Raw genomic sequence first — 20,598 nt, 5'->3', positions numbered from 1 at the left:
TCAGCTATTCCGGCAGCTGAAATTCCCCAGCCATCAAATCCTCCAGCGTTTGTCGAGCGCGTCCGAGATGCGCTTCCTCCCCATCAACGATGATTTCGGCTGCGCGTGGCCGAGAGTTATAGGTCGAGCTCATGCAGAATCCATAGGCGCCAGCCGATCGTACAGCGAGCAGATCCCCGGACTGGACACTAAGCTCCCGCGCCTTACCCAAGTAATCAGCGCTCTCACAAACCGGTCCGACAATATCATAACGCCGAGCCGGGCTTGTCTTATCGGTCACGACCGGGACGATGTCATGCCAAGCATCGTAAAGGGCGGGACGCACCAGGTCATTCATGGCTGCATCAACAATGACGAAGTTTTTGTGCTCCGTGTGTTTTAGGTACTCAATTCTAGTTAGCAACACGCCGGCGTTGCCGACGATGGCACGGCCCGGTTCAACCAGGATTTCATAAGGCCGGTGCTCAAGCGCTGTGAGAAATGATGCACCGTAGTCAGCGGGTGTCGGTGCATGCTCATCCCGATAGCGGATACCAAGACCACCACCGATATCGAGCTGCTTTATCTTAATGCCGTCAGATTCTAATTCGCCTACAAGCATAAGAAGACGCCGAAATGCGTCCAGGAACGGTCCCATTTCCGTAACTTGCGAGCCGATATGAAAGCCAGCGCCAACGATGTCAATGTTGGGCATCGTAACCGCCTGACGAAAGAGATTCCGAGCACTGTCAGGGGCGATCCCGAATTTGTTTTCGTTCAGCCCAGTGGCGATGTATGGATGCGTGTTGGCATCTACATCCGGGTTCACGCGTAGTGACACTGGAGCACGCATACCCACCTCACCAGCGACATCGTTGAGTCGTTCAAGTTCCTCCACCGACTCAACATTGAAGCAGCGGATGCCGGTCTCCAAAGCACTCTGCATTTCATCTGCCCGCTTGCCGACGCCGGAAAAAATCACCTTCCCCGGATCGCCACCGGCCCTGATGACGCGCTCAAGTTCACCGACAGAGACAATGTCAAAGCCCGATCCCAAGCGCGACAGAATATTCAACACGGCAAGGGAAGAGTTGGCCTTTACCGCATAACAAATGAGGTGAGGAACCTCCGCAAAAGCTTGATCGAAGGCGTGCCACTGACCTTCTATGGCAGCCCTCGAGTAGACGTAACAGGGCGTGCCAAATTGCCTAGCAATGTCGGTCAGCGCGACCCCCTCGGCGTAGAGCTGGCCGTCCCGGGTGTGGAAAGGGTCCATGTTAGCTAACGAATGGGGGGATCGATTAGGGCCGTTTGCTCATCTTCAGGAAGGTAGAGATCCCCTTTTTGACCGCAGCCTGCAATCAGGATTCCTATGGCCAATGCGACCATAGCGAGCCACCCTGCAATTTGGGAAAGCTGCGTATTCATGAACGTGTCTCCTGCTACCTCCATCTCCGCTGTTGCCCGAGAATAACAAAAATTCCTCTCCCGTGCGCGCCATTACAATGACGATTCAGATGCTCGCCCAAGCAAAATCACGAACAGAGCCCAATCGTGTTTCTGCCCGGTTTTAGGCTACTTGCAAGCAATGGGATCAAATTGCGAGGATACCTCCCATCAAGCATTAGCGAGCGACTGGCCACTCCACAATGGACAGACCACTCGATGCCGTTGTGATCCCGTCCGCGGGCACACATACGGCTACCGTTATTTGGCTGCACGGATTAGGTGCCGATGGGCACGACTTCGAGCCGGTCGTGCCTGAGCTTAAGCTGCCGCATGATCACGGTATCCAGTTTGTCTTTCCACACGCGCCATACCGGCCGATCACGATTAACGGCGGCCTTACCATGCGGGCTTGGTACAATGTTAAAGATGCCGATCTTACGAAGTACGAAGACACTGATGGCATAGCGGATTCATCTCGGATATTGACGGGATTGATTGATGCAGAACGCGACGTCGGAATCACGACCGATAAAATTCTGCTCGCAGGCTTCTCACAAGGTGGCGCTGTCGCCTTACATACCGCATTAAGGCACCCGCATCGGCTAGCGGGCGTGCTGGCGCTATCTACCTATCTGCCCTTGCCGAGCCGCCTGTCTAAGGAAGCACACCAAGCAAACACTAACATCCCAATATTGATGGTCCACGGGACGGAAGATCCGGTGATACCACTAGTCCAGGCCCAGAGATCTTTCGATCAGCTGAAAAACATGAATTACGACATCGAGTGGCGCACTTTCCCAATGCAGCATGCCGTGTGCCCGCCGGAAATCGCTGAGATAAGCAATTGGTTACAGCATCGATTTGCAAAATAAAGCGTTATTCACTGTCAGCGTGCGTGGCCCCGTTTTCTGGTCCTCTGCATTCCTGTTTTTTTGCGCTGACTCGTCGGAGGTCGTTGCTTGTGGCCCCCAGCTTGATGCCGTTTTCGCCTAGCTGGCGGTAGCGGAGAGACAAGTAGGTCGTCCGTAATTGATGCTACGGGTATTTTGTGACCGATGTATTCTTCGATATCCATCAAGGAATAAACATATTCCTCGCAGGCCAAGCTCACAGCATCACCACTGGCCCCCGCGCGCGCGGTGCGCCCGATCCGATGTACATAGTCTTCGCCATTCTGTGGAAGATCAAAGTTAAAAATATGGCTGACATCGGTGATGTGCAGCCCACGTGCCGCCAAATCCGTTGCAACCAGGATCGGAATTTCTCCCCGCGCAAATTTTGCGATGAGCTGCTGCCGCTTTGCCTGGGGGACATCACCCGAGAGCATAGCGGCGTGAAACCCATTGCCCTCCAGATAGGCCCAAACCGTCTCAGCGCACCGCTTCGTGTTAACAAAGACAATGGTCCTTGTCGGATCTATTTGCTTAAGCAATCCGATTAGCAGAGGGATTTTTTCCTTAGTTGCGGGATGATAAAGGATATGGGAAACATTATCGGCTGCGACCTGCTCCGGATTGATCTTCACCATCTCCGGATTATTCATATGTTCATACGCCAATTCCAACACGCGCAGAGATAAGGTGGCAGAGAACAACATGTTCAAACGCCGTTCCGGTTTCGGCATGCGTCGCAATAGGTAGCGAATGTCACGGATAAAGCCCAGATCAAACATGCGGTCTGCCTCATCCAAAACCGCCGCTTCAATGGCCTTAAGATTGAAGACACCCTGTTTGTAATAATCTATCAAGCGTCCAGGCGTACCGATCAAAATGTCGACCCCGTTCTCCAGCATCTCTCGCTGGCGTTCATAGTCGATGCCCCCGTACACCAGCCCTAGGGACAGTGGTGTATACTGCCCAAGTTCTTTGGCGTCTTTGTGGATCTGGATAGCCAACTCCCTTGTAGGTGACACGATCAGAGCACGCGGTTGATTTTGCTTCCGAGCACGTGGGGCTGGATTGCGCAGCAACCGGTCCATGGTCGCCAATAAAAAGGCTGCGGTCTTGCCTGTGCCGGTCTGGGCCTGACCGGCCATATCTTTCCCCGATAGCATGAGAGGAAGCGACTCAGCCTGAATCGGCGTGCAACGGGAAAAGCCAATTGCGTCCAGGCCATCTATAAGCTGCTGATGTAAATCAAATTCAGCAAATCGTACGTCGGTCAAATGCTGAACTGTCATCAGATTACAAGATAGCGTGATCCAGCTTTATGTTGGACTTGCAATCGGCGGGCAATTTCGCTGAAATGATCGTCAGGCAACAAAAGAGGACCTAACCGGATGGGCGAACGCATCGTTCATGTTACCGACTCAACCTTCGAAGATGAAGTACTTAAGTCCGAAACTCCTGTCATAGTGGATTACTGGGCGGAATGGTGCGCCCCATGTAAAATGATTACCCCGATTCTCGAAGAGATTTCGGAACAGTACGCGGGCAAACTCACCGTAGCCAAGATGAACATCGATGAAAACCCGAAAACGCCACCCAAATATGGCATTCGCGGGATTCCCACGTTGATGATCTTCAAGGAAGGCAATCTTGCTGGAACCAAAGTTGGGGCCTTGTCCAAATCGCAACTGATGGCGTTTGTTGACAGTACCATATAAATAGTCGCGGCTATGCTATTCGGGCTGGACGCGACCCTTTTGACATGCTACTTTAATACTGAAGGCGGCACTAGCTGTCCCGGTAATTCCCTCAAAATCGACTTTTACCCGAATCCATTTATGTGGGCGTTTATGACGTCCTTAGTTGTTCATCGGCCATAACGGTCGGGCGGCTATGAATCTCACCGAACTGAAACAGAAACCTCCTTCCGCGCTGGTTGATATCTCAGAAACCCTCGGTCTCGAGGGTTTAGCCCGCTCACGCAAGCAAGACGTCATCTTCGAGATACTCAAAGCCCACGCAAAAAAGGGTGAAGACATCTACGGTGATGGGGTCTTGGAAATTCTCCAGGATGGGTTTGGGTTCTTGCGTTCAGCAGATAGCTCCTATCTCGCAGGCCCCGATGATATCTATGTGTCACCCAGCCAGATCCGGCGTTTCAACCTGCGTACAGGCGATAGCATCTCCGGTAAGATCCGCCCACCCAAGGACGGCGAGCGCTATTTCGCCCTGCTCAAGGTCAACGAAATCAACTTCGAGCCGCCTGAGAACGCCAAGAACAAGATACTCTTTGAGAATCTCACCGCCCTGTTCGCCGATAGCCGTCTGACTCTTGAGATCGGCAACGGCACTACAGAAGATCTCACTCCCCGCATCATCGACCTCGTGGCGCCCATCGGCAAGGGACAGCGTGGCCTGATCGTCTCCCCGCCGAAGGCTGGAAAAACCATGATGCTCCAGAGTGTCGCGCAGTCAATCACCCACAATCATCCAGAATGTTATCTAATCGTTCTGCTCATTGATGAGCGTCCAGAGGAGGTCACGGAAATGGTGCGGTCCGTGCGCGGCGAGGTTGTCTCAAGCACATTCGACGAGCCTGCCGGCCGCCACGTTCAAGTGGCTGAAATGGTGATCGAAAAAGCCAAGCGCCTGGTGGAGCATAAACTCGACGCCGTCATTCTGCTAGATTCCATCACCAGACTTGCGCGAGCTTACAATACGGTCGTTCCCGCTTCCGGTAAAGTGCTAACTGGCGGTGTTGACGCCAACGCCCTACAACGCCCGAAACGCTTTTTTGGCGCAGCACGCAACATCGAGGAAGGCGGAAGCTTGACGATCATCGCAACTGCCCTCGTTGACACCGGATCACGGATGGACGATGTCATCTACGAAGAATTCAAGGGCACGGGCAACAATGAAATCCATCTAGACAGAAAAATGCATGAAAAACGTGTTTACCCTGCCATTAACGTCAATCGCTCCGGCACGCGCAGGGAAGAGCTTCTCACCAACCCGGACGAACTACAAAAAATGTGGATCCTAAGGAAGCTCCTCCACCCAATGGATGAAATAGCCGCCATGGAGTTTCTACTTGAACGACTCAAGGCAACAAAGACCAACGCTGAATTCTTCGAATCGATGAAACGCTAAGGCAGGCGCCACCTCACGAATAAAGCGATAGCTAGCGGGCCGAGTGTCCGGTTACATTCACCACTACCCTTTCATCGTCTGCAAGGCCAGCATAGTACTCCCGCAAGATCTCCAAAACCTCGGGGCGACTGAAGTGCTCTGGTACATCAGCACCAGTGGAAAGCATGTTGCGCAATTTGCTTCCAGACAGTAAAAGACGGTCCGCGGCATCGTGGCGGCAGGTCTTCATAGATGCCATGCCCTCACACTTGTTGCACCAGAACGTCCAATCGATCTTCAAAGGTTGGATCGCAAGCGCATCGCTTGGAATTTCGTCAAATATGTGCTGAGCGTCGAAGGGGCCGTAATAACTCCCGACTCCCGCATGATCACGCCCGATAATAAGATGGGAACAGCCGTAGTTTTGCCGGAACAAGGCATGCAACAGGGCTTCCCGGGGACCTGCATAGCGCATGTCAAGCGGATACCCGGCTTGTACCACAGTGTCCTCTACAAAATAGTTTTCTATCAACACACGGATGGCCCGGATACGGACTTCAGCAGGAATATCGCCGGGTTTTACCTTGCCTAGGAGCGAGTGCACCAGTATCCCGTCGCAAATTTCCACGGCGACCTTGACCAGATACTCGTGGGACCGATGCATGGGATTTCGCGTCTGAAAAGCGGCCACCGTACTCCAGCCCTCGGACTCGAAGATATCCCGCGTTTCCTTGGGCGTTTTAAAGGTATCAGGATATTTCTCCGGGAAACCGCCCTGGGATAACACCTTTAGCGGACCTGCGAGGTTTACTTCGGCTTGCTCCATGACCATCTTGACACCGGGATGCTCGGTATCGGTTGTCTTGTAGACCGTCTTGCTCTCGTAGCTGTTATTGATCTCGTACTTTTCGGTCACCTCCATGGTGGCCATGATCTCGCCGGTCTCCCCATCCACCAGTGCGATGTCGGTGCCCTCCTTGATACCGTCCGCAGTCGCCTTATCGGTGGATACGGTAATGGGAATTGGCCAGAAGAGACCGTTCGCCATGACCATCTCGTCACAAACACTGCGCCAGTCATGGTGACCCATGAACCCCTCCAGCGGGGTAAATCCGCCGATTCCCATCATGATCAAATCACCCACCTCTCGGGATGTGATAGCAAGCCGTTTGAGACTTTCCGCACGGGCCTTCTCCGCAGCCAGTGCGTCACCTTCAAGAAGCAGAGGTTTTAGATCACCGCCCCCATGGGACCTTACGAGCTCAGACATCGCCTTATTCTTGGTTGAAGACCGGTGTATCCCAATCCATGAAACAAAAAAACAGAACACGTAACGATAGCGATCTCTGCGGCAAATTCCAACCGGTCTTTGCTAAAAATGCAGTGCGAGCCTCTACTGCCGCAGCAATCACACAAGAAACTTCCTGCACAGACATCCGTCTTTCCTGGCACACCACAAGCGCTCAAGCTAAGCTTACAGAACTCACAGCATAACCCGAGGGGAGCCAATGTCCGCAGCTGATGACCCTGTACAGGTTGAGCCCATGGATTCAGCCCGCAAAAACTCCAAAATCGCCCGCTCCATAACCGAAGCAGACACCGTCTCAATGTCAGGAGCCGCCAAACGATGCTATTGGAATGACACGGAATATGAACAGGACGATTGCGTTTGCGACAACGGCGTGTGTTATGAATGCGCCTTCGGCTACTGGGTTAAGCTCGACGAACCCTGTTAAACAAAACAGCCTAGGTCTCAACTGGGATCCTGTCGCGCAGCTCAATGCCCGTGAGCGTCACATTGGCACGGTAGGCAATTGCTTCTACACCTAAGTCAATTGCCTGCCTAAGGATCCGCCCATAGGTCGGATCGATCTCGTCAGCAGGACGCATTAAACTAACATCATCACGCTGGACGCAAAAACACATCACTGCACGATTTCCAGCCGTTGAAAGCGCTATTAATTCGTTGACGTGCTTGGTTCCGCGTAACGTCACTGCGTCAGGAAACAACGCAATACCCTCATCATGCACAGCCGTTACGTTTTTGACCTCTACATAGCAAGGAGGTTTTTTAGTATTCCCATCGAGGACCAAATCTATGCGGGTCATGGCATTGTTGATCCGCACCTCAGAACGCAATTCCTTATAGCCCTGCAACTCACCGATCAGTCCGTTACTAATGGCTTCACATACTAACCCGTTCGATTGAACCGTATTGATGCCGACCAAGGTTCCCCCTTGGTCCTCTACGATTTCCCAAGTCATCCTGTACTTCCTCTTGGGGTTGTCTGAGACACTCATCCAAACCCGATATCCCGGCTCGGCACAACCCATCATGGAACCCGTGTTTGGGCAATGCACAGTAACGCGTTCTCCGCCCGCCAGCTCAACATCCGCCAGGAACCGTTTATACCGGCGCAACAAAGTCCCCTGGATCAATGGCTTTGAAAATTGCATAGCCAGCCGTACGCTTGTTAATTACTCAGTCGAATAGACCGATCAGATCAGGTTCCTGAAGGATGTTCTTCAAACCCAGTGTATCTGCCATCAACCTGAACGATGTCTCCCATGTGAAAGCGGAACTGACCTCGGCGCCGATCATCAAAATAGAGCCTCAGCGTATGACGTATGGCGGAAAAGGCGAGATCATTCCAAGGGATCTGCTCTTCTTTAAATAATTGCACTTCCAAACTTTCGTCTCCCGGCAAGAAATCTAAATCAAGCAGCCGCGCGCGAAAAATCATGTATACCTGATCGACATGGGGTAAATTCAGGAGCACATACAGGCCGATGACGTCCACCTTGGCATTCGCCTCCTCAGTGGTTTCACGTATCGCCGCTTCAAGGGACGTTTCGCCTATCTCCATGAACCCGGCCGGTAAGGTCCATAAACCATAACGTGGAGAAATTGAACGCCGGCAAAGGAGAATACGGTCCTGCCACTCGGGAATACAGCCAGCCACCACTCTCGGATTCTGGTAATGAATCGCAGAACACGCTTCGCAGACGTAGCGGGGTCGATCGTCCCCTGGAGGGATCTTTTGCTGAACTGCGGCGCCGCAATTACTGCAGAACTTCACAATCTGATCCCTTTCCTAAACCCTTTAATCAAATTTGATAACCCTGAGCCGGCCATACTCCAAGACCAATCCGCAAGCAGTTTCTATGGCTGGTAACGGGCGATACACGGGAGTTTCACAACAGCGGCATTATTGAAGGCCACAGGTTATTCAGCATTCGTTCCTGGGCAGCCGTACGGGGATGGACGCCATCATCCTGCATGAGTTCCGGATGATCAGCAATCCCATCAAGAATAAATGGTGCAAGGATGACATCGTGCTCCTTAGCAAGCTCACGATAGACGGCTTCAAACCGTTCTGTATAATGCCCGCCGTAATTCGGAGGCAACTGCATCGCCACAAGCACCACCTCGGCGGCCCTGGCACGACATGCCTCAAGTATCTTGGACAGGTTATCTCGCAACTCTGATATTGGCAGGCCGCGCAAGCCGTCGTTGCCTCCCAATTCAACTACAACGATGATCGGACCGTGGTTGTTTAGAAGTTCCCCGAGCCGAGTGCGAGCGCCGCGTAGGGTATCACCGCTGATACTGGCGTTGACCACCCTGTAACTGTAGCCTTGTTGGGCGAGACGCTGTTGCAGCAGAGCTACCCAACTCCGTTTCGTATCAATCCCATAACCGGCACTCAGACTGTCGCCTAGAACCAGAATCACGGGATCCGTTGCTGCGAAAGCAGCCGCAACAAATATCAATGCGATGAAGAAGGCACGTACAAACATGAGGAAAGATCGCACCCTACCAATTGTCCGGGCTGAAGAACTCAGCAAACACGTTAACGGTCCAGCAGGACAATTGACAATACTCAACAACGTTGATTTGTCAATCTCGAACGGAGACGCTGTGGCGATATTCGGCGTTTCCGGGTCGGGGAAATCTACGTTACTCGGACTACTCGCAGGCTTGGACATGCCCACTAGCGGGCGAGTCATTTTGGATAGCGTCGATCTCAGTACCCTCGATGAGGACGGGCGTGCCCGGTTGCGAAGTCAGCGGGTCGGCTTTGTATTCCAGACATTTCAGTTGCTGCCCGGCCTCACTGCATTGGAGAATGTCATGTTGCCTTTGGAATTGGCAAACTATCAAGATCCACGGGAGGTAGGCACTGAGGTGCTCATACGCACTGGGCTAGGCGAACGACTGCATCATTACCCTAGTCAGTTATCCGGTGGTGAGCAACAACGCGTTGCGATTGCCAGAGCATTTGCACCTCAACCGAAGATTTTATTCGCTGACGAACCAACGGGCAACCTGGATCAGAAGACCGGCGCACAGATCATTGATCTTCTCTTCTCGCTAAATCAGGAATACGGAACCACCCTCGTGCTGGTGACTCATGACGACGCCATCGCAAAGCGGTGCCACACGCGTCTTACGCTAAACGGCGGCAAACTGAGTCATGACACGACTCGAACGCCCTAACCAAACCCAATTGCAGAAAACGTGAAAATAATCAGATTTGCATTGACCGCACTTCAGCGTGACTGGCGATCTGGTGAACTCCAGCTCATCGCCATTGCGCTCATCATCGCGGTTGCCAGCGTGACATCTGTGGGATTCTTTACCAGCCGAATCCACCACGCAACTGAATACCAGGCGGCAGAACTCTTAGCTGCTGATCTGGTTCTTGCTTCACCCGATCCGATCCCAGCGTTTTTTGTTGCGCAAGCTCGAGACCTGAATGTAAGCACAGCCCAGTCACTCAGCTTTCGGAGCGTTGCGGTAGCCGGCAAAAAGTTACAGCTCGCCGAGGTAAAGGCCGTCGACGACAACTATCCTTTGCGGGGCGAGCTGCGCACAGCACCCGAGCTTTTCGCATCGGCGATTGAAACCCGGCAGATCCCCGAACCCGGTACAGCTTGGCTAGATACCCGCATGATCCAGCTCCTTAACCTTGCCATTGGTGAGCAAATCAGCCTAGGTGCATCCCAATTCGTCGTGAGCAGAGTGCTCGCCTATGAACCGGATCGTGGTGCGGAACTCTTCAACATCGCACCACGGATCCTAATCAATTTGGCTGATGTCCCCGCAACGCAATTGGTGCAACCAGCGAGCCGCGTACACTACCGTCTACTCCTGGCAGGCGCGCCTGAGGATATCGCCACATTCCGCCAGTGGGCCAGAATCCAACGTGAGGAAAACCTGGCAATGCGGGGTCTGCGGGAAGCCCGGCCTGAACTTCGTGCAGCGCTTGAACGCGCCGAGCAGTTTCTTGGCCTTGCAGCACTGGTTGCCGTCGCGTTGGCAGGCCTTGCCATCGTCTTGGCCACCCGCAGATACGTGGCCAGGCACTTCGACAACTGCGCCATCATGCGCTGTCTTGGAGCAACCCAGGGATATATCAGTCGCACGTATCTGATCCAGCTGCTCACGCTCGGGTTCGTAACCAGTTTGGCGGGTTGTGCCCTGGGTTTCCTAGTGCAGTTTGGCCTCTCCAGGCTGATGTCGGACCTCACCTCCGCCGTGCTCCCCCCACCGACCTGGACTCCGGTGCTCAGTGGTGTTGCTGTAGGGCTGATCACCTTATTGGGGTTTGGACTGCCGGAAGTCACGCGCCTGAAGTCCGTGCCACCTGCACGGGTTCTGCGGCGTGATCTTGGGCCGGTGCCGAGGCAAAACGTTACCGTGTATATAGTCGCGGTCGCTGCACTTGCGGCACTGGCACCGTGGCAATCGGGTTATGTTCAATTAACCGCTTACACGTTGGGCGGACTTGTCATCACTAGCGTCGTGCTCGCAGGTCTTGGATGGATAGTTATTAAATTGCTAAGTGGTTTGCGCACACGCGTCGGAGTTGCATGGCGTTTCGGCCTAACGAATATCATCCGACGCGCTGGGAGCAGTATCGTCCAAATAGTAGCACTCGGTCTCGGAATCACGGCGATGCTTTTGCTGACTGTCGTCCGAACGGACCTGATTGCTGAATGGCAGGATAAGTTACCTGCCGATGCACCGAACCAGTTCATCATCAATATTCAACCAGACGAGGTGGAAGATATAAAACGCTTCTTCAGGGAACAAGGCGATGCGCCACCCTTGCTGTATCCGATGGTGCGCGGCAGGTTGATTGCCATCAATGAACATGACGTGGACCCGGATGATTATTCAGACCCACGGGCACAACGCCTTACTGATCGGGAATTCAACCTGTCGTGGGCTGAGCTGCTCCAGTCGAACAATCAAATCATTGAAGGTGTTTGGTGGACAGCCAACGATCAGGATGAACGCCTGTTCTCAATTGAACAGGGAATTGCTGATACGCTTGGAATAAAGCTAAATGACGGTCTGGTGTTTCGGGTTGCTGACCGAGAAGTGAAAGGTACAGTCAGTAACATTCGATTTGTCGAATGGGACTCCTTCAATGTCAACTTTTTTGTTATTTCAAACCCGGAATTGCTGGAAGCTAGCCCTGCTACTTATATCACGAGTTTCCATCTGTCAGCCGAGCATAAACCGATGCTTAACGAACTCATCAAACGTTTTCCCAGCATCACAATTCTCGATGTCGATGCCCTCATGGGACAGGCACGTCAGATCATTAACCGGGCTGCAACTGCAGTGGAATACGTCTTCGTACTCACATTGCTGGCGGGACTCGTCGTGCTTTTCGCTGGGATCCAGGCGACCCATGACGAACGGATACGGGAGATCGCACTGCTCCGGACGCTTGGCGCAACCACCTCGCAGTTAGTTAAAGGCTTAGTCACCGAATTTACCTGTTTGGGACTGTTCACAGGGCTGCTGGCGGCTGTCGCAGCGAGCATATGCGGCTATGTGTTGGCCACGCATGTCTTCAATATCGATTACCAGTTTAATCCATGGCTCTTGCCTATAGGACTTATCATCGGGGCAGTCGGAATCGGCGTTGCGGGCATTATCGGGACGCGTTCTGCTCTTCAGCAATCACCGATCGCAACACTGCGACAGATTTAACCAGAACTGTCGCGTTATTTGACAGTCGAATCAGTTGGTCGCACTGCGTGAAAGGGATCCGGAATCAGTAGCTAACTAACTAACTGGTTGTTAACATATTGAATTCCATGTGCTTTCTCTTCTCAGTCGATATCAGATCCTTTACACAATACAAAGCAGGACCGGTTGACAACGCCCCGCCGTCGGATGCCATGGGGCTGCGGGAAATGCCTAAGACATCACATTTCAAGCAGAATCCAGGGCCGTGGCAGATTACTCAGATTATACTAACCAGAAATCGCTGTAACCGCGTGGCTTTAGGCACTAAGGCACGGTGAATCACCGTTCGGCCAATAATAGATTTGATGCGGCTCAACGCAAAAAAAAAGTGCTATATAGTAGGAGTGGACAGAACGATACGTCTGAATTTTCTCCAAGTCCTGAAGACAGACCATGCGAACCCTACTTTATTTTCCACTGTGTCTTGCGATATCGCTTCTATCGGGCTGTTCGAGCGATACAGACAATAACAACAAACCGCGTAGTGCCGAGGATCATGTATGGGAGACTCAAGTGCACGCTTTAGAAAAAGCCAAGGGTGTGGAACAGACCTTGATGGACGCGGCTGCCAGACAGCGCAAAACTATCGACCAAGAGAGTCAATAGTTTGGTGTCTCTTCGTCGAACGTAGCAGTTAGCAGTACCCGGAGGCCCTTATGTCATTTTCGGATATCTATACGATTGTGCCAAATCCCTTATGGTCAGGGGTAATCTGGCTCATCATCCTGGCCGTGCTTTTGTATATTGCGAGAGCACCTGCGCACCGTGTCATCCTGTCGTTTAGTCGCGTTTTGCATCATGCCATGCGATTAGCCGCTAACTCCATAATGCGAGCGGAAAAGAAATTATCCCAACGTAATAAAGAAGTTTTATTGGCTGCTGGAAGGGAAGCATCGGAACGCATTATAGAGCGGGAATTCGAGCGGGTTTATACAACTATTAGCAGCGACCTGGCCGAATACCCAACGCTGCACAGAAAACTCAGTGAAGAATTCACTGTGATCGAAGAGGACTACAAACAAAGCACCGAAGTACCACCCTCACCACTAGCCTGGACTAAAGCAGTCGAAGCCATTGCCAAGATACCTGCAAAGAGTGACCCCATGGTTAGCGACATTCTTGCAGAGATCCACGGCTCCATGGTTAAGGCTCATGATAGAGCCCTGGAGGAATACCGCAAAGCCACTCATGTTCGTCACAAATTGCTGACAAAAATGATGCCCCATTGGCGAAGGTTACAACGGGCACTTGGGCTTGTTGATAAGAATGTAAATAGATTGCTGGAACGCGCTAAAGTCATCGATCGGCACATCGATGATTATGAAAATATTCAGAAGCAAACCGACCGTGCGGTACGCATGTTGTCGTCATCTGAACTCACTCAGTTTTTCATCTCTTCTATCGTCCTCATCATCGCTATGGGTGGTGCGATGATTAACTTTCACTTGATCGCTCGGCCGATGGCGGAGATGGTGGGTGGGCATAATACCATTGGAAACTTCAAGATCGCGGATATTTCCGCATTGGTGATCATCCTAGTCGAAATCTCCATGGGGCTATTTCTGATGGAATCCCTGCGGATTACACGCCTATTTCCTGTGATCGGTGCGCTACAAGACAGAATGCGCATTCGAATGGTTTGGATCACGTTTACCATTCTGTTCGCACTCGCCAGCGTAGAGGCAGGACTGGCTTTCCTGCGCGAAACCCTAATGCAGGATGAACTCGCCACCAGCGCCTTACTTCGAGGTGACGACATCGCAGAGTTTCAATCAGAATTTATCTGGATTACCACCGCTGCGCAAATGGGGCTGGGATTCATCCTGCCCTTCGCACTCGTGTTTGTAGCAATACCTTTGGAAACATTTGTACATTCGCTTCGAACCGTACTCGGAATGATTGGGATTGGCCTCCTTCGGGGTATGGCCTTTCTCTTACGCCTGACCGGAAACGTGTTTCGTTATTCCGGAAAATGGCTAGTACACGTGTACGATCTCGTGATCTTCGGGCCACTGTGGATCGAGAAACACATCAGAAAGCGCATCATGGGGCCAAAATCGGTGTCAGACGACACTGAACCAAAAACTGAGACAATGACTATTAGAGGGACATCCTGATGAAACGGTTAACAGGATTCATCATGCTAGCCGCAATATGCGTATTAGCGGGATGTTCCGATGTCACTCCGGCAAATCGCGGTGTCTACATGTTGATGGATACTTCGGGCACCTATGTAAACGAACTCAAGGATGCGCAAAAAGTCATTAATGTCATCTTAGTATCGATGGAACCAAGAGACTCTTTCGCGGTCGCTCGCATCGATACGGGCAGTTTCAGTGAGAAGGACATCGTCGCCAAGGTGACATTCGACGACCGGCCAAGTATGGCCAATCATCAGAAACGCAAGTTCCGCCAGGGCGTTGATAGTTTCGTCAAGGAAGTCAAACCTGCGGCATATACAGATATCACCGGCGGCATCTTGCAAGCTATTGAATACCTGAATGAAAAAGGCACCGGCAAAAAAACCATTCTGATCTTTTCGGACCTTAAGGAAGACCTCAGAAAAGGTTATGTACGTGACATACCCCTGCAGCTCACTGGATTTGATGTCGTGGCAGTGAACGTAACGAAACTCCGTAGTGATAACGTAGACCCCCGTGAGTATTTAAACCGCTTGGAAGCATGGCAACAGCGTGTTGAATCAGGTGGGGGCAAATGGCGCGTAATTAACGACATGGATCGCCTAGATCGAATCCTGGACGGCTGAAAAGGCGCCTGACAAGATACTTCGCACACCCAATCACCCTACCCCAAATTTTTGTGGTCACACACGTGTGTGACTAACCTTTCCAACATCAATAAATACAAGAATATTACTTGAACTCCTGTGCTATATACGTAAGCTTAGGTATTCAATAAGTAACGCTCCTAATCGGCTGTTGCGCAAATACAAATACCAGATCATAGCGACGCCAATTTATCACAAGAGCAGGTTGACATTGCGTAGGGGGAAGACAGTGTGGCTCAAGGGACCACATTAGACCGGAAAGCGACAAATCAGAGCGCGCCGTTGAGGCAGATCTGCCTCATGGTGATCGCGCTCAGCATACTGCCCACGAGCGCGCTTTCCAAAGAGCCTGTTCTCCTGCCGCGACCGCCAGAATTGGAACCCGCTGTTCAGTTTTGGACACGCGTGTATACGGAGGTGCCCACCCAAGGGGGACTTGTACATGATGCCCGCGAATTTGATGTCGTCTACGAGATCATCCGATTTTCACCGGACATGAGTCGGCGCACCCGGGCAAAGCACGTAAAAAAGGTAAAGAAGCAATATAGGATAATCCTCCTAACCCTTGGCGGAGGAAAGCGGCAGGGCCTCACTGCGGAGGAACGGCTTGTACTGGCGCAGTGGCCCCCGGATGTCAGTAACCGTACATTACGCACCGCTGCTGATCGGGTTCGGTTCCAGTTGGGCCAGGCAGACAAGTTCCGTGCCGGACGCATTCGCTCCGGCGCCTGGGACGCGTACATTATAGAGACCTTCTCGCAGATGGGCCTGCCAACGGAACTTGCTGCGCTGCCTCATGTGGAGTCCTCCTATAATCCCGCGGCCCGATCGCACGTCGGGGCCTCCGGACTCTGGCAGTTCACGCGCTCCACGGGGCGCCGATATATGCGGGTGGACCACGTTGTCGACGAGCGTTTGGATCCGTTCCTCTCAACTGTCGCCGCCGCACAGTTGCTGGAGCACAATTACAATGTGATCGGCAGTTGGCCACTGGCGATTACTGCCTACAATCACGGCATTGCGGGTATGCGGCGAGCCGTGCGGAAGTTAGGAACGGATGACATCGCCATTATCGTACGTGACTATAAGAGCCGCACCTTCGGCTTCGCATCGCGTAATTTTTACGTTGCGTTTCTCGCCGCACTCGACGTCGCTAATAATTCACAGAAATACTTCGGCAAGCTCCGTCGCGACACACCCCCAGACACGGTGACCGTGGAGGTTCCCGACTATATGACGGTCGCTACAATCGACCGCGCCTTGGGCGTGGATCAGCGAATACTAAAGAAACACAATCCTGCGCTCAGATCACCGGTATGGAATGGGACCAAGTTCGTGCCACGCGGATTCAAGCTACGCGTGCCCCGCAATCTGGCGCCTGAGTCCGCTGAAACAGTACTTGCGAGCATTGCGCCGTCTGAGCGGTTCAGCGCTCAGACGCCCGACAAGTTCTATAAGGTGCAGCGTGGCGATACCCTGTCTCTCATTGCCGCACGCTTCAGGTCAAGTCCCAGGGAGCTAGCTGAGCTTAACGGGCTTCGTAGCCGTCATTTTATTGTCGCGGGTCAGACGTTACGCTTGCCCTACAAGGAAGGTGGCGCACCGACGAAGGTCGCGGCAGCGAGTTCCAAGCAAGTTGATCGCGTTGAGCCACCAGCTGACGGACTCTACACCGTGCGTCGCGGCGACACGGTGTCCTCAATTTCACGCCGCTTCGCTGTAAACGAACAAGAGCTTATCGCTGCCAATCAACTTTCCAACCGCCATCTTATCCACCCGGGACAGACAATACGCGTCGCTGCCGTTTCCACTGGCAGCGATGGCACAGCTGTTGGGGAGCCGCCGGCAAAAACCGCAATCGATAGCACTGAGACTGTTGTGGCAAGCGCCGCGCCCGAGATAGGGGTATCCGCAGCAACCGAAACCGCCGAGGGCGAGGACGTGACACCGGCCACGTCAACGCCGCCAGCAGAGGTGCAAGTCGCCCTAGCCACGGAGCCCAACACCCAACAGGGCAGCACAGAAACCGCTGCCGCCGAGATGCCTGAAAGCTTAAGTGATGAAACACGCAATGAGCTCGCAAGTAGTCAACTCAAGCCTTCAATGTTGGGCTTAGAGACCCAGCCGGAGGAACCCGCTTCGCCAGATCCCCTCGAGGCTGCCGCACTTGCAGCGGAGGAAAATGAGCCGGCCACGGGGGAGGGTGATCTCGCCGATAAAACCGTCGCTATGCGAAGTGAGTCTTACGAGACCGCGTCTGTCGCACCGACTCCCCACGAGTCTTCTTCCATCGACGGGCCCGAATCCTTTGCAGAGGCGCTCCCCGCTGGCACGGCCCCCATCGCGGACGATACCACCACCGAGACCACCCCCCTGGAGATGACCAAGGCAGATATCGTGGCCATCGAGTCCGCCGAGCCGGCTTCGCCCGAAGAGGCGGCGGTACTAGGGCCGACGTTGCCGACAGCGGTCCACCCGGCCCTGTCTGCGGATCCGAGCGACTACTCGGTCGCAAGTGATCACACGATCGAGGTGCAGTCTGCGGAGACACTCGGCCACTATGCTGAGTGGCTTCAACTGCGCGCGAGCCGACTGCGGTACATAAACAAGATGAAGTACGGACAGGCGCTGATGATCGGCAGACGTGTACAGCTGGATTTCTCCCGAGTTACCCCCGAGGAATTCGAGCAACAACGGCTAGCTTACCACTCCGAACTGCAAGAGATGTTTTTCGGGCAGTTCCAGATCACGGGCTCACACGAGCACGTTGTCCAATGGGGTGATTCACTCTGGTTGCTCTCGCGGCGCACCTATGACGTGCCGGTCTGGCTGCTCCGTCAGTACAACCCCAACCTCGACTTAAACGCGGTGCACCCCGGTACTTCGGTAATCTTCCCGCGCGTGGAGCACCGCCACGAAGGAACGCCACAGCCGAGTCCCGACTGTAAGGTGTGTTAGCAACAGAGCGCCCAATTACAGTCCCGTAACACTGGCGCACCTCTTTCAGATTCTTACATCGTCCTCCGCTCGCCACGGCGGGCTCACGATTGCCGCGAATACAAGCTCAGTCTCACCGGTATTCTCAATCCATTGTGGGGCCTCAGGCGGAATGACGACCGCAGCGCCTTCTGAAACCGGTTCATCCACATCACCCACATGCATTCGGCCGTGTCCGCGAATGATATAGTAAACCTCCGTTTGCCGAAGGTAATGCACCTTGGATCGCTGTCCAGCATCCAACATTGCTAACGCAAGAGAATACGGGAGCTCCACCGGATCTTGGCGTGGATGAAGCAATTCATATACTCGAGTGCCATCGTTGGCGATGATCTCATTGCAGGCATTAAGTTGTTTAATGAACATGGTACGGCCCTCATGATGTTTCGAGCGTCACTCTGCGAGGAAGCGCTATACTGTTGGCCACCAAAATTTGTTATGCACAAGAAGACATTTTGAATGATTCAATACGTCGGTGATTCGGATTTTACCCATGGCACCCAAGCGTGTATTGGGATCTTGTTGAATAATCTTGGGACACCTGATGCGCCGACACCAGCGGCGCTAAGGCGTTACCTAAGGGAGTTTTTATCCGATCCGCGAGTGATAGAACTTCCGGGGCCACTACGGTGGCTGCTCCTGCACGGCGTGATCCTTCGTACTCGCCCAAAGCGCTCGGCTGGAGCATACAGGAAGATCTGGACAGACAACGGATCACCCCTGCGCACGATTTCAGAGAGACAGGCGGAAGCACTAAGCCAGGCATTACAGGAGAAATTTGGCGGACCGTTTAAGGTTGTCCTGGGGATGCGCTACGGCAATCCATCAATTCAGAGCGCCCTTGAAAAACTCCGCCAGGCCAACGCCCGCCGCCTGCTGGTTTTTCCGCTTTACCCACAATATTCCGCTACCACCACCGCATCCACGTTCGATGCGGTTACCCGCGTACTCAGAGGCTGGCGGTGGCTGCCCGACATACGCATGATCACCCAATACCACGATGACGAGGGTTACATCAACGCCTTGGCAAAGCGGATTGAAACTTACTGGGAATTGCACGACCGTTCGCAACGACTGTTGTTTTCCTTCCACGGCATCCCGAGGCATTACTTTTTGGCTGGTGATCCCTACCACTGCCAGTGCCACAAGACGGCCCGACTTGTGGCGGAGCGCTTGCAGCTCGCGGATGACACCTGGGGTGTCGCATTCCAGTCGCGCTTGGGCCCAAGAGAATGGCTAAAGCCCTACACCGATCAGACACTGCGGGAGTGGGGCGCTGCCAATGTTAAAAGTGTGGACGTCGTCTGCCCTGGATTTGCCGCTGACTGTCTTGAGAGCCTGGAGGAAATCGACATGGCAGCCCGGGCGCTGTTCGCGCGAGCCGGGAGCGAGCAATTCAACTATATTCCGGCCTTGAACGATACCCCTGAACACATCGGCGCGCTTGCTAAGCTGATTGTCAAGCACACGCAAGGTTGGCCGGAGGCGTCGGCTGACTGGAACGCAAAGGATAAGAAAACGCAAAATGAAGCCAGTAGAGAAAGGGCGCAAGCACTGGGGGCACAGCACTAGAAAACGGGCTCGCTGACCACGCTCACTCCCCGTAGACGGTAATGGTAATACGCCGGCGGTTGGGCGCTTTGCGATGTTCCCAGAGGTAAATCCCCTGCCAGGTACCCAACACACAACGCCCGCGGCTGACCGGAACGGTCAGTCCGGATTGGGTCAGCACGGACCGCACATGGGCGGGCATATCGTCGGGCCCCTCCGTCGTATGCTGAAAGAGCGGATCGCCGTCTGGGACGATCCGTGACATAAACGATTCCAGATCACTTCGAACGGTGGGATCGGCATTCTCACACAGCATCAGCGAAGCGCTCGTATGTTGCACGAAAACGTGACACAAACCGTTCTCCACACCGGATGACCCCACGACCCTGGCAACGTCGCCAGAAATGTCATAAGTACCCCGACCACGGGTACTAACAGTCAATGTCTCCTGTACCACCACCCGACATCTCCACTTAATGATGTAATCGCATCGAACTATTTAGAAGTTTGCAATCCGGCGTTGCCTACAGCAACTCAAAGACAGTCCTTATCTCGCCCGTTACTGTCCCTCGATGATTTGTAATCTTTGGTCGGACATATCGTTCTAGCGTCGCATGTTTGAGGCCTCTCAAAAGCCGCAACTGTCTTAGGACCTCCACGGTAACTGTCCCCAGGACGCGAGGCCCACCATCGACGATTTTAATTGCGACGCCAATGCCTCGGCTGCGTACGCCGATGCACTGGACGGCTTCCGCCCCTCCCTTTGA

The 20,598-nt window shown here is 53.3% G+C and carries 21 protein-coding genes; 11 read left to right on the top strand and 10 right to left on the bottom strand.

The features are described 5' to 3' along the window. Positions 1 to 4: 4 nt before the first annotated feature. Both lysA and O6944_03340 read right to left on the bottom strand, forming a co-directional pair. Positions 5 to 1,255 carry a diaminopimelate decarboxylase gene (gene lysA, locus O6944_03345; protein MCZ6718175.1) on the bottom strand — a complete coding sequence of 417 codons (1,251 nt, stop codon included), beginning with the start codon at positions 1,253 to 1,255 and terminating at the stop codon, positions 5 to 7. A gap of 5 nt (positions 1,256 to 1,260) precedes the next feature. After that, positions 1,261 to 1,368: a lipoprotein gene (locus O6944_03340; GenBank protein ID MCZ6718174.1), complete on the bottom strand. Its 108-nt coding sequence runs from the start codon at positions 1,366 to 1,368 to the stop codon at positions 1,261 to 1,263. A gap of 260 nt (positions 1,369 to 1,628) precedes the next feature. Between O6944_03340 and O6944_03335 the strand changes: the two genes are divergently transcribed. Continuing rightward, complete coding sequence (locus O6944_03335) at positions 1,629 to 2,300, top strand: dienelactone hydrolase family protein (protein ID MCZ6718173.1); 672 nt, start codon at positions 1,629 to 1,631, stop codon at positions 2,298 to 2,300. Between the two features lie 14 nt (positions 2,301 to 2,314). Here the strand turns inward: O6944_03335 and rhlB are convergent, their stop codons facing one another. After that, positions 2,315 to 3,607 (bottom strand): ATP-dependent RNA helicase RhlB, encoded by a 1,293-nt coding sequence (gene rhlB / locus O6944_03330; GenBank protein ID MCZ6718172.1) that lies wholly within the window; start codon positions 3,605 to 3,607, stop codon positions 2,315 to 2,317. A 99-nt stretch (positions 3,608 to 3,706) separates the two neighbouring features. On the opposite strand from rhlB, the gene trxA reads away from it, so the two are divergent. Together trxA and rho are read left to right on the top strand one after the other, a co-directional pair. Next, entirely contained in the window at positions 3,707 to 4,033 is a 327-nt protein-coding gene (gene trxA / locus O6944_03325; GenBank protein MCZ6718171.1) for a thioredoxin TrxA, read from the top strand. A gap of 175 nt (positions 4,034 to 4,208) precedes the next feature. After that, positions 4,209 to 5,465, top strand: coding sequence for a transcription termination factor Rho (gene rho, locus O6944_03320; GenBank protein ID MCZ6718170.1), 1,257 nt, complete (start codon positions 4,209 to 4,211; stop codon positions 5,463 to 5,465). A 31-nt stretch (positions 5,466 to 5,496) separates the two neighbouring features. Here the strand turns inward: rho and sat are convergent, their stop codons facing one another. After that, on the bottom strand, positions 5,497 to 6,714 hold the full coding sequence (gene sat / locus O6944_03315) for a sulfate adenylyltransferase (GenBank protein ID MCZ6718169.1): 1,218 nt from the start codon (positions 6,712 to 6,714) through the stop codon (positions 5,497 to 5,499). Positions 6,715 to 6,952: 238 nt separating this feature from the next. Here sat and O6944_03310 point away from each other — a divergent pair, with 238 nt between their 5' ends. Next, on the top strand, positions 6,953 to 7,180 hold the full coding sequence (locus O6944_03310; GenBank protein MCZ6718168.1) for a hypothetical protein: 228 nt from the start codon (positions 6,953 to 6,955) through the stop codon (positions 7,178 to 7,180). A 10-nt stretch (positions 7,181 to 7,190) separates the two neighbouring features. Here O6944_03310 and sfsA read toward each other — a convergent pair whose 3' ends face one another. The 3 genes from sfsA to O6944_03295 all read right to left on the bottom strand — a co-directional run bounded on the left by sfsA (position 7,191) and on the right by O6944_03295 (position 9,245). Continuing rightward, complete coding sequence (gene sfsA, locus O6944_03305) at positions 7,191 to 7,901, bottom strand: DNA/RNA nuclease SfsA (GenBank protein MCZ6718167.1); 711 nt, start codon at positions 7,899 to 7,901, stop codon at positions 7,191 to 7,193. Positions 7,902 to 7,948: 47 nt separating this feature from the next. Then, complete coding sequence (locus tag O6944_03300; GenBank protein MCZ6718166.1) at positions 7,949 to 8,524, bottom strand: NUDIX hydrolase; 576 nt, start codon at positions 8,522 to 8,524, stop codon at positions 7,949 to 7,951. A 115-nt stretch (positions 8,525 to 8,639) separates the two neighbouring features. Then, a complete protein-coding gene (locus O6944_03295; protein ID MCZ6718165.1) occupies positions 8,640 to 9,245 on the bottom strand; it encodes an arylesterase in 606 nt (201 codons plus the stop codon). Between O6944_03295 and O6944_03290 the strand changes: the two genes are divergently transcribed. The 6 genes from O6944_03290 to O6944_03265 all read left to right on the top strand — a co-directional run bounded on the left by O6944_03290 (position 9,244) and on the right by O6944_03265 (position 18,241). Next, the gene (locus O6944_03290) at positions 9,244 to 9,945 is read left to right on the top strand and encodes an ABC transporter ATP-binding protein (GenBank protein ID MCZ6718164.1); all 702 of its coding nucleotides are present in this window, start codon (positions 9,244 to 9,246) and stop codon (positions 9,943 to 9,945) included. The genes O6944_03295 and O6944_03290 overlap by 2 nt on opposite strands. A 21-nt stretch (positions 9,946 to 9,966) precedes the next feature. Beyond that, on the top strand, positions 9,967 to 12,456 hold the full coding sequence (locus O6944_03285) for an FtsX-like permease family protein (GenBank protein ID MCZ6718163.1): 2,490 nt from the start codon (positions 9,967 to 9,969) through the stop codon (positions 12,454 to 12,456). Between the two features lie 432 nt (positions 12,457 to 12,888). Then, the gene (locus tag O6944_03280; protein MCZ6718162.1) at positions 12,889 to 13,101 is read left to right on the top strand and encodes a hypothetical protein; all 213 of its coding nucleotides are present in this window, start codon (positions 12,889 to 12,891) and stop codon (positions 13,099 to 13,101) included. Positions 13,102 to 13,151: 50 nt separating this feature from the next. Further along, positions 13,152 to 14,612, top strand: coding sequence for a hypothetical protein (locus tag O6944_03275; GenBank protein ID MCZ6718161.1), 1,461 nt, complete (start codon positions 13,152 to 13,154; stop codon positions 14,610 to 14,612). Next, complete coding sequence (locus tag O6944_03270; protein ID MCZ6718160.1) at positions 14,612 to 15,262, top strand: VWA domain-containing protein; 651 nt, start codon at positions 14,612 to 14,614, stop codon at positions 15,260 to 15,262. The genes O6944_03275 and O6944_03270 overlap by 1 nt, the downstream gene beginning before the upstream one ends. A 252-nt stretch (positions 15,263 to 15,514) precedes the next feature. After that, positions 15,515 to 18,241: a LysM peptidoglycan-binding domain-containing protein gene (locus O6944_03265; protein MCZ6718159.1), complete on the top strand. Its 2,727-nt coding sequence runs from the start codon at positions 15,515 to 15,517 to the stop codon at positions 18,239 to 18,241. 45 nt (positions 18,242 to 18,286) lie between these two features. Here the strand turns inward: O6944_03265 and O6944_03260 are convergent, their stop codons facing one another. Next, a complete protein-coding gene (locus tag O6944_03260; protein ID MCZ6718158.1) occupies positions 18,287 to 18,646 on the bottom strand; it encodes a cupin domain-containing protein in 360 nt (119 codons plus the stop codon). A 96-nt stretch (positions 18,647 to 18,742) separates the two neighbouring features. On the opposite strand from O6944_03260, the gene hemH reads away from it, so the two are divergent. After that, a complete protein-coding gene (gene hemH, locus O6944_03255; GenBank protein ID MCZ6718157.1) occupies positions 18,743 to 19,852 on the top strand; it encodes a ferrochelatase in 1,110 nt (369 codons plus the stop codon). 22 nt (positions 19,853 to 19,874) lie between these two features. Here hemH and O6944_03250 read toward each other — a convergent pair whose 3' ends face one another. Continuing rightward, positions 19,875 to 20,291 (bottom strand): secondary thiamine-phosphate synthase enzyme YjbQ, encoded by a 417-nt coding sequence (locus O6944_03250; GenBank protein MCZ6718156.1) that lies wholly within the window; start codon positions 20,289 to 20,291, stop codon positions 19,875 to 19,877. A gap of 64 nt (positions 20,292 to 20,355) precedes the next feature. After that, on the bottom strand, positions 20,356 to 20,598 hold a 243-nt coding region (locus O6944_03245), incomplete at its 5' end, for an asparaginase (protein ID MCZ6718155.1).

The organism is Gammaproteobacteria bacterium (assembly GCA_027296625.1).
GTDB lineage: Bacteria > Pseudomonadota > Gammaproteobacteria > JAKEHO01 > JAKEHO01 > JAKEHO01.
This window is presented reverse-complemented; position numbering and strand designations above follow the sequence as displayed.